The following is a 13,887-nucleotide window of genomic DNA, read 5'->3' as shown; positions in this document are numbered from 1 at the left end:
TTTAAAGGAGAAAAATGAAAAAGATTATTTTAGGCTCACTAGCAGCCGCAGTTTTGGCGTTTGGCGCTGATAATGAACTAATCATGGCGACTACAACAAGTACAGATAACACTGGCTTGCTTGATGCGATCTATCCAGCTTATAAAGCAAAAACAGGTGTTGATATAAAATGGACAGCTGTTGGTACAGGCGCAGCTCTAAAGCTTGGCGAAGACTGCAACGCTGACATACTTTTCGTTCACTCACCAAAAGTTGAGAAAGAATTTGTAGAAAAAGGCTTTGGCTTAAAAAGAAATGCCGTAATGTACAATGACTTCGTCGTTATCGCTGATAAATCAATCGCTGATAAATTTAAAGGTAAAGATATCAAACAAAGCTTTGAGCTCATCAAAAAAGATGGTATCAAATTCTTCTCACGTGGTGACAAATCAGGCACAGACAATAAAGAAAAAGGCATCTGGAAAAAGATCGCTGGCGAAGTCCCTGAAAAAGATAGCTGGTATATGCAAACAGGTCAAGGCATGCTAGCTACGATAAATGCTGCTGCTGAGCAAAAAGGCGTTACATTTACTGACCGCGGTACTTACATTAAATATGAAGCAAACCAAAAAGGTCATCCTGAGATGGTCATCATCAACGAGGGCGACAACGACCTTAAAAACTTCTACTCTCTAATCGCAGTAAATCCAAAACACTGCCCTAAAACTGACATCGAGAATGCAGAGAAATTTATAAAATGGGCGACAAGCGAAGAGGGTCAGAAATTTATAGGCGACTTCAAACTTCTTGATAAGCCACTTTTCACTCCAGACGCAAACACACGCAAAAACTAATTCAAAGGGCGAGCAATCGCCCATTTTTTTATAAATTTTCATATTTTTTAAATTTATTTTTAATCACTTAAACTAAAAAACCAAATTCAAAATAAGACAAAAACAGCAAAAAGCTCCGTAAATTCAGCGTCAAAGAAATATGCAAATTTTGCATATTTACTTAAAAGAAAATTAAAAAAAAATATTAGTTTTAAAAATAATTTTATATTCTAAGGTATATAATAACCGAGTTATTAGAAATATTACTTGAAAGGAAATCTATGCAAAAGATTGTTCAAACAACCTGTCCGTATTGCGGAACTGGTTGCGGCATAGACCTTATCGTAGAAAACGGTAGGATAGTCGATGCGAAGCCAACAGACAACCATCATGTAAATGACGGCGAGTTGTGCTTAAAAGGTATGTTTGGTTGGGAATTTGTAAATTCTCCAAAACGTTTAACTAAACCAATGATGAGAAAACTAAACGGAGAGTTTAACAAAGAGGGCAAACTTGAAGAGGTTAGCTTTGAAGAGGTTTATGAATTTTTAGGAAAGACTTTTAAAAATAGCGTTGAAAAATATGGTCCAAGCTCTATCATGGGCTTTAGTTCGGCTCGTTCAAACAACGAAGACAACTATGTATTTCAAAAATTCTTTCGTGCTTTAGGAAGTAACAACGTAGATCACTGCGCTCGTCTTTGACACGCTCCAACAGTGGCAGGTCTTGCCAGCACCCTTGGAAACGGAACGATGACAAACGATCTTGTTGAATTTGCGACTGATACAGATGTATTTTTACTAATAGGCACAAACACAAGCGAATGCCACCCTATCATCGCTATGCAGATGCAAAGAGGCTTAGAGCGTGGTGCAAAAATGATCGTTGTGGATCCAAAACGCACCGATATGGCTAAAAAAGCCGATATATTCTTGCAAATTCCAGTTGGCTCAAACATCAAAACACTAAATACAATGATGAACGTCATCATCTCTGAAAATTTACAAGATACAGAATTTATCGAAAAATATGCAGAGGGTTTTGAGTATCTAAAAGAAGCGGTAAAAGACTTCACTCCTGAGAGATTTGAGCGTGAGACTGGCGTCAAAAAAGAGCTTATCACTGAGGCTGCTAGGATGTATGCAAAAGCTGGCAGTGCTGCTATTTGCTACACTATGGGTATCACTCAGTTTAGCGACGGCACATCAAATGTCTTCTCGCTTTCAAATTTAGCGATCCTAACAGGAAATTTAGGTAAAAAAGGCGCTGGAGTAAATCCACTTCGTGGACAAAACAATGTTCAAGGCTCATGCGATATGGGCGCACTACCTAACGTCATCCCAGCAGGTGCAGTAAATAGCGCTTACGCACAAGAGCAAGCTCGCAAAGTTTGGCACTTCGAGCTTAATCCAGTGCCCGGCTTTAAACTAACATACGCACCTGATAAGATGGATAGCGGCGAGCTAAAAGTGCTTTACGTTTACGGCGAAAACCCTGTTATGAGTGACCCTTGGACAGAGCACTTTGTGCATGCTACGCATCACCTAGACTGTTTCATCGTGCAAGATCTATTTTTCACTGAAAGTGCTCAAAAGGCCGATGTCGTCTTACCAGCAGCTGGTTGGGGCGAGAAAGATGGAACATTTATCAACACATCTCGCCGCGTTCAAAGAACTAGAAAAGCAAGCGAACCAGTAGGTGGCGTAGAGCCTGACTGGAAAGTAGTTTGCAACATCGCAAAAGCTATGGGACTTGAGGGATTTGACTTCTTAAGCGCAGAAGAGGTTTGGGACGAGCTTAGAAAACTAATGCCTAAATTCTTCGGCGGTATCAGCTACTATAGGCTTGAAAAACTAGGTGGCATCAGCTGGCCATGCCCTGATGAAGATCACCCAGGCACACCTGATCTCTATACCGATCACAAATCAATGCTACCTGATGGTAAATTCCGCCTAGCTCCAGTACTTTACGCTGACGATAAAGATAAGCGTGCGAGCATGGAGGCTGAATTTAAAGCCAAAATGCATATACCTGATGGCTATCCAGTAGGCTCAGGTGCGATGAGCGAAGTACCTGATGAGGTCTATCCTTGCTTATTTACAACAGGTAGAAAAGTTTATCACTACCACACTGGTACGATGACAAGAGAGTGCCCACCGCTAGAGTATGGTGCTGGTATCGAAGGTCCGCTAATCGAAGTAAGCCCTGATATCGCAAGAGAAAGAGAGCTAGAAGATGGCTGCTACGCAATGGTAGAGAATAAACGTGGTAGGATCGCAGCTAAACTTCGCGTAAATCCTGACCTTAGAGAAAGCACGATATTTACGACTTTCCACTATAGTGAGGCTGACGGTAACGAGCTTGCAAACGCACAAGACCACGACCCACTCTCAGGTATCACACCTCTTAAGATCACTATAGCTAACATAAAAAAATTAAGCGAAGAAGAGTATATAGCATTTAGACAACAAAACGAGATGTCTATGCACTCTGAAAAACCTTATCTTTCACCTGTTAGATCATAATTTCAAGGGCGCAATGCCCTTGAATTTTTAATTCAAATTTTCATAGCAAATCAACTTTTATTAATTAAATTTTTCTATTGTTTTAGATGAAATCTCATAGTAAGAATGGGTTGTTTTTATAAAATTGCTATGAAGTGCTATCTCTATTTTTTCTTTCACATCTATCAAGGCTCTTAGACTTTTAAAGCTTGTATGCGTCGGCTAAAAGCGTTGTTGGCTTTAACTTTTAAATTCTGTGATCACTAATTGGCGTGAGAGTTTAGGTATTATTTTTCTTTTAGCTGACTAAGGCAAAATTTTTGGCTGTTTTTGAATTGTCACCCAAATACTCAATATTTTTATGTATCGTAATTTGCCTATATTTGCTAACGCCTCCTTTTTGCTTGGCAGTCTTAACATTTATAAATTTTATGCCATCTTCTTCGCCTACGCTTTTACTATCAAGTTGCCAAATTTCATTAAGTCTTAGCCCAGTATGAAGAGCAAACATCATATAGTTTCGTAGATCAAGCCTTTTTGTAGCAAAAACTATTTTTAATTCATCTAGACTAAAGTTATCTTTTGGTGACTTCTCGTCGGCTGAAATTTTAAAAGATGTAAGCATTTTAAAAGGATTGGTCGTGAGCTTGCCCATCTTTATGGCATAGTCAAAGAGCCTCTTTGAGTAAGATGTGTAGTTGTTGATGGTCTTTTTATTAAGCTTTTTGCTAGCTAGAGTTGTTTGAAAATTTTCAGCATCGCTGTAGATAAACTCTTTACCTTGATGATCTTTAAAAAACTCATCAAGGAGCTTGCCAGTCTTAATATAATAGCCCTTGGTCTTATCACTAGATTTTAGCTTTAAACACTCTGTTTGCGCATATCTTTTAGCTACTGCTTCAAAAGATAGCGGCGAGGTTTCTTTTGGATTTAAAGATGCATCCAATAATGTTTTGAGCTCTTTTTCAAGCTTTTCTTCTGGAGCCACTAGATTATAAAATTTAGCTATCACCTCTTGTGAGAGCTCTTTATATTCGCTAACATCTAAAAATATGCCATTTTGTTTAATGCACCGCTCATTTAGTCTTTTAATGTTTATCAAGGCTCTTAGGCTTTTAGAGTTTGTATGTGTTGTGGTTATCTTTTTAGCAAGAGCTTCGTTGGCTGCGGCTTTTATAGAATTTGCCAGTTTTACCGCCTCATCTAGATCTTTTGTGAAAAGGCAAAATTTAACAGTTAGCTTTTTGCTATCTTTAAGAGCGGTATCAAAAAAGTAAAAATTTGGTCTGTTGGGAACCTTGGTGATCAATCTAGAGCTCATAGAATGATCCAAATAGTTTCTGTAACAAAAGTGCAAATTTTCTGTAACAAAGCTGATTTGTCTGAAATTTAAGACAAAAATATCTGCTAATAAATGCAGTTAAAACATCGAAATTTAGGGAAGTTTGGAAAAAAAATATTGTGTTGGTGGCGGACAGAGAGGGATTTGAACCCTCGAGCCCCGATTAAGAGCTGCACCCTTAGCAGGGGTGTGGTTTCAGCCGCTCACCCATCTGTCCATGTTTATGAAAAATTTTATTAAAAAGAAATGGTGGTTAGAGGCAGAATCGAACTGCCGACACGCAGATTTTCAGTCTGCTGCTCTACCGACTGAGCTATCCAACCACCTTGATAAAAGAAATTGGATTATACATTTTAAATATTTAAACTAAGTTTAAAAATATACAAGAAGCTTTTGTTTTTAAGAAATTTAAATCTAAAACTATAATTTTTAGCCTGACAGAGTTAAATTTAATGCACCAAATTTACTACACTTACATCTTTATCTATCTCGATAAAAAATGTTTGTGCGCCAGCTCCGCTGCCGTATGTGCCTTTATAGACTTGATTTATTGCATGTCCGCTAGCATCTACGTCTACTTGGTTGTGCGTATCGCCTGAAGCGCTATGTTTTAAATTTAGTGCTGCCACTTCGCTGTCTGTTGCTTGTGTGAAGATAGTGCCTTTGCCCTCTAGCGCCACTTTGTCGTTATTGTCGCCTTTGATCTTCAGCACGGTATTTACACTTTTTAGCCCACCATCTGTTACTTGTCGGTCTATGATATCAAGCACGCTTTTAGCATCCAGTCCTATCGAAACCGCCTGAGTGCTCTTGCTACCAAGCTGTAAAATTTCAAAGCTCTTTAGTTTATCATTTAGATCATCCACTCTGCTAAGATCGATATTTTCAGTAAAGATGAGCGTATCAACGCCACCTTTTGCGTCTATCTTGTTGCCTTCGTAGGTAAATGTATTGTTTTGATCATCTCCCTCGTGAGTGATCTTGATATTTTTATCTATCTCAACGAAAAATGTTTTTGTGTTAGCTCCATCAGTGTATGTGCCCTTATAGACGTGATTTACCGGAGTGTCGTAGGAGTCGATAATTGGCTTACCGCTTGCATCTTTATATGTTTTCCACACATCTGGGTTATGCGCCGAATCTGGTTGAAATTCTCTTACATGTCCGTTACTGTCAGTTTCTACTTTGTTGTAGCTGCCACCTATGGCTTTGCTGTGCTTCCAGTTTAGTAAAGTCACCTCTTCATTTGTTGCTAATTCAAATTTGTTTGTGCCATCGTTTATTAGTTTTACGATATCGTTGCTATCCCCTAGTATTTTTAAAACTGTGTTTATGCTTTCAGTGCCAGATACGGTTGTTAGGGTTGAGTATTCGCCCTCTGTTATCTTTGTTGTTCTAGAGTCTATTATGTCAAGAATATTTTTTGTGTTAAATGATATTGAAACAGCTTGATTTTCTGTGCCTAGCTGCAGGCGTTCGAAGCTTTTTAGGTTATCATTTAAATTACTCACCTTTTCTAATTTTGTATCTTCAACAAATATTAGTTTATCTACGCCACCTTTTGCATCTATGCTCTTGCCATTGTAGATAAAGACATCGTTTAGATTACTTCCTTCAAGAGTATCTGTGTTGTGTTTGAGATGTATTACTTTGTTAAAGTCATCCGTGTCATCGCCAAAATATTTTGTCGGCTTACTACTATCTTTTTCTTGATTTATTAAGCTTCTATATCCTTTTTTACCAGCTATAAGACCATCTTTTTCATCGCTAACATATCCTTTATCATGTAGGGCTTTTACATAGCTATCACTAAAAAGGTGCGTGCCACTACCCTCTGAGCCTATTATTTTATAGTCGCTAGCATTTTGTGACCTTTTCTTGATCATTATGTCCAAGAATGTATCTTGCGTCCTATCAACATAATCAACCTCTATCCTATAAAATCCTTTTTTAAGATTATAAATATGATTGCCTCCGTGAGGACCATTGTCGCCTGAACCAAACCAATACGCCCACTTTCCAAAACTTTCATCTGCTATTTTTACATCTACCATATCTTGAAAGTGCTTTGCTGCTATGTTGTATTGACCATCTTCTTTTATATATATCCAACCTTTCATTTTCATGATCAGATCAGTTCCTATAGGCTCCGCCTCCTCAAGGACGTAGTTTCCTGTCTTGTTTAGATTATAATGCGCCCCAGTGTGATCGGTATCACTTGCTTCTGGAGAGTGACCCACCTTTGCTATATCGTTTGTGTTTAGCTCACCTGCGTGTGGTCTTGTTGATTTTAGCTTCCAGTCTTTACCTCCTTGAAAAGAAAGCTCATTATAAGTAGTAGTAGCACTTACGCCAGTTCCTGCCCATTTGGTCCATGCCTCGTAGTGATTTGCTACGTGGTATCCATATCCTCCAGGTGAGATATTGTCCGCTCTTGGACCAGTCGTAACTGCTGGGTCATACGACCAAAATTTTGTATTAGTGCAGTCAAAAAACCACATATCAACATCAAGGCCTTTATTTGCCACCATAGTCACGGTTTGAACGGCTAAATTTCCCGCATCATCTAGTCTTTCAACGATGTAGTTTTTACTGCCAGTGTTTTGCGCTACGTTAAAGCTTCCAGAGTAGCTTAAATTTCTATCAAGTGTTAGTGTCGTCTTCTCAGATGTCTCAGCGTCTATGACCTCTACATCTTTTGATTTTTCATCGTGTGGATTGTTTGCAGCTTCGCCTTTGCCGCTAAAATTTATAGTGTAGTTGCCAGAGCTGTTTTTTATATTATCAAAGTCAGATTCTATTAGCTTGTCAGGCTTTGAGTCAAGATCGACTGTGATAGTTAGGTTATCATCTCTTTGAGGCACGCCGTCAGTCCCTACGTAGGTAGCGTCTATGATGTGGTGAGTTCTATCTAGCTTTTTGCCAACCTTTTCAAAGTCTGCTATGACGGTATTGTTTTCGATCTTAGCTATAAAGCTATCGCTTAGACCTCCATTTTCGTCTTTTATCTCGATTAGCACGTAGCCCTTGCCATCACTTGTGGTGTCAGGCTTATTTATGCCAAATTTAATGTATGGCTGTTCGTCATTCGTAAGAGCGATGTTGTAGTTTATCTTTTGGGTCGAATTTGACTCATACTGGCTTGTCGAGATGATATGCTCGTAGTTCTCTTCGTTTAGGTATTTTGCGGAGTGGATATCGGCATTATCTATCTTTGTAACAAGTTTTACATCATCTATATAGTCAAGCACTCCAAAGGCAAATAGCCTACCGCTTGAAGTGCCTGATATTGCACTTCCATCATCTTTTATAAGGGTCGCATCGACTAGGGTCGGACGCTTGCTACTTACCGTCACGTCTGGTATGGTGATAGCGCCGTCACTTATCACTTTTATATCGCTTGGATCTTTTTTGTTTATCATATGCACGCCGTCACCATCTAGGATGTAGCTCACGGTTGATTGTTTGTTGGTAAGTGGGTTTAGGATGCTTATCTTTAGCTCATCTTTTGGCACTGCGCTACTTGGGAGATAGACCTTTACATCAGAGGTCGTTATAGATCCGGTGGTGTCATCTATGAGCCCATCTCCGTCAGCGTCTTTGACAAATTTAGCCACTGGGCTGTCACTAAATTTTATCTCATTTGTGTCGCTCTCGCCTTTGTTGCCAGCCTTGTCCATCATGGTCGTCGTTATGCTTGTGGTTTTGCCATGCTCTATTGGCACTGTGATCTTAAATTTACCATCATTTAGTGGCACTTCATTGTGATCAGGGGCGATTATCTTGCCATTAGTGTATGTGTAAATTTTGTGCGTTTTACTGCCGTCTGGGTTGGTGACATCGATGGCTATCTTATCGCCTTCTTTTATCACGCTTGGGATTTTTATAGATGCCTCAGTTTTTGTTGGGTCGCCGTCATTGTATCTATTTTCTGAAGTGTCTATCTTGCCATCTGGTGTTCTATTACTAGAGCCCAAGTCACTATCAAAGCTTATCTTAGCTGATTTTGGAGGTGGAGTTACTACTACACTTGGGGTTGTTTGGCTGCTTGAGCCATTTGGTTTTGGCGTGCCATGCTCGTCATTAACCGTTGTGCTTATAGATACACTTGAGCTAGGTGTCACTGGCACGCTTACACCTGGCACTTCAAATTTACCATTAACTATTGGCACTACTACGCTTGGGTTATTTTTATCATAAACGCTTGTGCCATCGTCGCTTACGACAAATTCTTTTGGCGAGCCACCTATGTTGATAGTGACGCTCTCTTTTGGCTTTATGGTGCGAGGTAAATTTATCTCAACCTTTGAAGTGCCGTCACCTATCTCGTCGCTACTTATTAGCCCATCGCCGTTTTTATCAGCTGTTAGCGTCACTTTGACGGTGTCACTTACATTGCTGCTTGGCGTAGTGCTTGTGGCTGAGACGTTGCCAAATTTATCAACTACGCCAGTTTCTATGCTGCTTCCTGCCGTGATGTTTGCGATGTTTGGCACGCTAAAGCTAACCGCGCCATTTTCATCGGTTGTAAATGTATAGGTGTTGCCGTCCTCGTCAGTAGCCGTGCCATTTTCTTTATCTAGCGTAAATTTCTTCTCAACTGGTGGTTTGCCTGGTTCATTTAGCTTAAACGTGATCTTATCTCCAGTGCTAAGCTCGTCAGGCACTATAAATTTCATACCGCTAGTTTGCGTGCCGCTGCCATATCCTAGCTCGGTCGCATCTATCACGCCGTCGCCATTTTTATCAAGATCAAGCGTGGCTGTCACTTTTGAGATAGCCGGCGTGTCGTTTAGCTCATAAGCAGTTGGCGGCGCGGTAAATGTCTTGCCACCAGTGGTGTATGAGCTTGTCACGGTTGTTTTGCCATGGTTTAAAATTTCAACCTCAGTGATCTCTGCCTTGCCATTTACGATAGGTATAGGAGGTGCTCCAGTAGGCGTGCCAGTGCTATCAACTGGGATTAACTCGTTTGTAGCAGTATTTATTTTGTAGTTGCTAGTTTTGCCACCACCTTTCATATTTGTCTTTATTGTGATGATGTCGCCATTTTTGGCAACGTCTGGGATATCAACGCCTATGCTTGTGATGATTTTCTTGCCATCAGGAGTTTTTGGTAGCGAGTTTAGCTGAGCTCCTCCTAAAAAGCCTTTTTTCTCGCCAGTGTCGCTTGTGAGGTTGAAATTTAGCACGATGTTTGGCTCCGGAGGTACATAAGTGCCAGGATTTATAAATGTGTTATTGATAGGAGGTATGTATGTGTCATAGTTTATGACGTTGTTATTGGTTGCACTAGTATTTGACTCTAGTTTGTTAGACCCAGCGTATGAGACCCCACCGATCTTAGCCTCGCCAACTGGCCATTTGACCTCGTCATGCCTAGCTTCAAGAGCGCGCAAACCAGTGTAGAAGTCATAGATATTTGAGTAGTGGCCACCTAGTTCAAATTTGATGCCACCACTGCCCACTGAAGCAGAGTATTGCGATGATGAGCCGTGAGAAGATAGCTCTTGATGGGAGATTTGATCATCGTCATTTGCGTGTTCTTTGTGGTTTTCAAGGATGTTTGCGTTTTTTGGGATGACTAGCTCGCCTTTGTGCTCAGCAAAGACATTTATAGTGTGAAATACCGAGCTAAAGCCGACATAAGCCTTTTCGCCGTCATCAAAAACAATGGTAAGGTTCGAGTTTTCGCTCGTTTTTATATCATCACCAAGGTAAATTTCATCGCCTTTGTGCAGCACCCTCATAGTGCCGTCCCTGCTTATGGCGATGGCTTCACCCTTGATCTTTTTGATAACGCCGATCCTTATGGCGTCAAAATTTGGCATTTTTTCATCCCTGTAAAATGTGTGTATTGTAGTATCGGAAAACTCTTAAAATTTATATAGTTTGGTGGCGTTTTAGGATGAGGTTTAAATTTTTGATAAATTTACTACATCACCTCGACATGCACATTTTTGTCTATCTCTACGAAAAATGTCTGCCCAGCGTCGTTTTTGCCTCTATAGACTTGATTGACCGCGTCGCCACTTGGCTCTATTGTGAGCTTGTTATAATCAGCTCCGATGACGCTATGCTTTGTATTTAGGGCGGCTACTTCGCCATTTGTGGCCTTTACGAAATTTCCAACTAGCTGCACCACGTCGTCACTATCTCCTGAAATTTTAAGGATGGTGTTTAGGCTCTCTAAGCCATCAGGTCCTTTGGTAGGGTTGGAGTCTATCATGTCGATTATGTTTTGCCCGTTTAGCTTTAGCTTCACGGCCTTTGTGTGATCAAGCTCGATGCGCTCAAAGCTCTCAAGGCGCTTATCTAGCTCCTCGATCCTTGTTAGATCCACGTTTTGGGTAAAAAGTAGCGTGTCTTTACCGCCTTTTGCGTCGATATCGTGTGAGTTAAAGATAAATTTATCATCATCGTTGCTGCCAACGTCTTTAGTGCCTTCAAATTTTAGGTCATATTTCTCATTAAAGTCATTTGCATTGCTACCAAATATAGTGCCATCAGGCTTATTTGCTGCCTTATAAAACGTATCGCTCTCTTTTGTCACAAGATGATTGTGTTCAAGAGCCTCCATGTAGGCATTGCTGACTAGTTTTATGTTAGGGTCATCTGAAATAATTTTATTAGTAGGGCTGATGCCAGAGAATGCTGTAAAATTATAACTATATCTATCATCAGATACTTCTATATGTACTTTATAAAAGCCGTAGTCTTCTGTTAAATTTAGGCTACTTGTGCTTACGCCTTGTGAGGCATTGCCTTCATCTCTGCCGCCATTTTTACTTGCCGATCCAAATGGCTGCCATGAAATTTCTCTACCATCAAATTCAAACTTAATACTTTGCCTTTCAGGCTTTGCATCATAATAAAAATTGTTAATATCACTACGATTTTTTATAAATATCCAGCCATCCATGCTGACCATTACTCCATCTGCTGTTATCTTGGACTCATATAGTTTATAGTGTCCGTTTAAATTGTGTGGCTTGAATGGGCTAGTCATATTTTCGCTTAGTCTATCATTGGCATAGTCTGCATTTGAAGCTCTGCCTATCCTAGCGAGCTCCATAGCTGTCGGAGTACGGTCGCGTAGTCTGCTAGCTTTAGCTGAATCTGATGTGTCGAAATATCCAGGATCAGCCTGTTGCCCACTATAGTAATATAGGTCATTAAAAGTACTTGTCGCACTTACGTGATGGCTTGCACTCCACTCTTTTAGTATGCTTTTGCTATTATGCTCTATATCATAATAATCAAGCCCTCGCCCATGGTTTCTAGTTGAGTCATAAAGCCATATATCTGCGTCTAGTCCTCTGTTTGTGACATTTAACACATTTATGGTATCTATAAATGGCTCTTCTTTTGGCTCTGCAGCGCCGCCGCTTTTTTCTACCAGCGTGCTAGAGGCGCCTGAGACGCTTTTTAGCTCGCTTGGCTGGGCGCTACTTACGTTTGACTCTAAAGATCTGTGTTGGTTGTAAATTTGATGGATATTTGCGCTATGTCCGCTTGTGACAAAGCTCGCCGCGCTTAGAGATATGCCCTCACTCGCCGATGATCCATATCCGCTCTCGCTCTCGCCTTTTTCTTCTGCTGGTTTTGTTGAAATTTTTAAAATTTCATCGAAATTTATGCTTTGATGAGCGCTTAAATTTACCTGCTCGCCATCTTCTAAAGTGATCTTGGCGTCTAAATTTTTAGTAAAAATTTTCTGATCAGCGTAAATCTCATCGCCATCTTTTAGCATTTTTATGCTTCCATCTTGGCTTATGACGTAAATTTCACCCTGAATGTCTTTTATGATCAGTTTTTTATCTTTCATATCTTTCCTTGTTTTAGTCTAAGCCATATCGGATAAATTTATAAAATATGTATAGCTAAGGTTTTATTTTGTGGGGATTGTAGTGAAAGATGCTAGGTATTATCATTGTTTTACGTCAAAGTAATATCTATAAATTTATCATTTTTTGGTGAGTGTTTGGACTATTTGTAGTTTATTTTGGTTTTTATAAAACCATATTAAAATCACGGATACTCAAAACCAAATTCATATTCTTTTAAGTGCCGTCTATAGGTATATTAAATGTAGCCTTATATGAGTTTTTCATATCTGAGTCTTTATTTTTAACTAAAGAGCTGCTCTCATATATACTCTTATCACCGCAGTGGTGAAGATATACCTTATCTATATCACTAGCTTCACCTTTTTCGTTTTCAATGATGAGATTATCTAGTGTTAGAGCTAGGCTTGAGCTAGATGTTGATGTAGGTACTACATTGTTACCAAGAGCTAGACGAAGCTTCATATCAAACATAGCTGAGTCTTTATCATCTCTAAGGGTAAAGTTATTCTCCTTAGCGAAATTTAGAAGGTTGAAATTTAGATATTCGTCTTTAGATGAGGGGAGGTGGAAGTGGCTCATCTTTACAACACCATCTTCTAGCTTGTACTCTATCTCATCGCTACTTTGTCTTATACTAGTAAAGCAAGCACCCTTTGTCTTGTTTTTATCATCTTTGCCATCATCGTTTTCTTTATAGAGGATCACACTATCTGACTTGGTCTTTGCATTTTTAAATTTGATATCTCTATCAGACGAAGCGCCTTTGCTCTCTTTTTCGTAAGAGTCAAATTTAAAGTCAGTGAGTATTAGCTCGCATAAATTGTGTTTTATCACGGATACTCAAAGCCAAATTCGTATTCTTTTAAAATTCCACCAGAAAAGACAAATTTTTCATAGTAAAGTGGCATGTCGAATTCTTGCAAAAGTTTGCTTTCATTTTGTTCAGTGGTATAGGTAACAGTAGTTGTGTCATTTTCCTCTAGTATGTCGTTTGGCTTGCCAAGTTTTTTTAAAATTTGCTCTTGTTTGTCGCCAAGTTTGATACCAGAATTTGTAGTAAATTCTTTGAGTTTGCTGAAATTTATATAGTCTTTAGTCAAATTTTTATCATAAAATTTGACGTTTATCCTTTGAATTTCGCCGTTACCTCCACAGCAAAAATCAAGCGTCATGATCTGCGTTTTTTCTAAATTTATAAAGCTTGCCTTTTCGCCATCTAAAAAATATTTGACATTTTTTAGAGCTAAATTTTTATTAGATAAAATTTTGCCTACATTTATTTTGTCTATGCTTGTTGTGCGAGGTAAATTTTCGCTAGCTATTAAATTTAGAAAGCCTAAAAGTATATATAATATTAAAAAGCGTTTCACTGTGTTATT

7 protein-coding genes and 2 tRNA genes are annotated in these 13,887 nt (G+C 39.3%); 2 read left to right on the top strand and 7 right to left on the bottom strand.

Annotated elements, in window-relative coordinates; genetic code table 11:
• Nucleotides 1-14 precede the first annotated feature (14 nt).
• Complete coding sequence (gene tupA / locus MTT09_RS09050) at nucleotides 15-833, top strand: tungstate ABC transporter substrate-binding protein TupA (RefSeq protein WP_002941321.1); 819 nt, start codon at nucleotides 15-17, stop codon at nucleotides 831-833.
• Between the two features lie 260 nt (nucleotides 834-1,093).
• The gene (locus tag MTT09_RS09045) at nucleotides 1,094-3,337 is read left to right on the top strand and encodes a molybdopterin oxidoreductase family protein (protein ID WP_223227570.1); all 2,244 of its coding nucleotides are present in this window, start codon (nucleotides 1,094-1,096) and stop codon (nucleotides 3,335-3,337) included.
• Nucleotides 3,338-3,614: 277 nt separating this feature from the next.
• Here MTT09_RS09045 and MTT09_RS09040 read toward each other — a convergent pair whose 3' ends face one another.
• From MTT09_RS09040 to MTT09_RS09010, 7 genes are all read right to left on the bottom strand, one after another.
• Nucleotides 3,615-4,637 carry a tyrosine-type recombinase/integrase gene (locus tag MTT09_RS09040; protein ID WP_188116270.1) on the bottom strand — a complete coding sequence of 341 codons (1,023 nt, stop codon included), beginning with the start codon at nucleotides 4,635-4,637 and terminating at the stop codon, nucleotides 3,615-3,617.
• Between the two features lie 147 nt (nucleotides 4,638-4,784).
• Nucleotides 4,785-4,875 (bottom strand) — tRNA-Ser (locus MTT09_RS09035).
• A 30-nt stretch (nucleotides 4,876-4,905) separates the two neighbouring features.
• A tRNA-Phe gene (locus MTT09_RS09030) sits at nucleotides 4,906-4,981 on the bottom strand.
• A gap of 126 nt (nucleotides 4,982-5,107) precedes the next feature.
• Entirely contained in the window at nucleotides 5,108-10,489 is a 5,382-nt protein-coding gene (locus tag MTT09_RS09025; RefSeq protein ID WP_429803581.1) for a hypothetical protein, read from the bottom strand.
• Nucleotides 10,490-10,593: 104 nt separating this feature from the next.
• A complete protein-coding gene (locus MTT09_RS09020; RefSeq protein ID WP_429803580.1) occupies nucleotides 10,594-12,486 on the bottom strand; it encodes a hypothetical protein in 1,893 nt (630 codons plus the stop codon).
• Nucleotides 12,487-12,721: 235 nt separating this feature from the next.
• A complete protein-coding gene (locus MTT09_RS09015; protein WP_429803579.1) occupies nucleotides 12,722-13,342 on the bottom strand; it encodes a hypothetical protein in 621 nt (206 codons plus the stop codon).
• Nucleotides 13,339-13,878, bottom strand: a complete 540-nt coding sequence (locus MTT09_RS09010; protein WP_219809428.1) for a hypothetical protein — start codon at nucleotides 13,876-13,878, stop codon at nucleotides 13,339-13,341. Before MTT09_RS09010 ends, MTT09_RS09015 begins: the two co-directional genes overlap by 4 nt.
• Nucleotides 13,879-13,887 lie beyond the last annotated feature (9 nt).

The sequence above is a fragment of the Campylobacter concisus genome (assembly GCF_050447505.1).
Taxonomy (GTDB): domain Bacteria; phylum Campylobacterota; class Campylobacteria; order Campylobacterales; family Campylobacteraceae; genus Campylobacter_A; species Campylobacter_A concisus_BP.
This window is presented reverse-complemented; position numbering and strand designations above follow the sequence as displayed.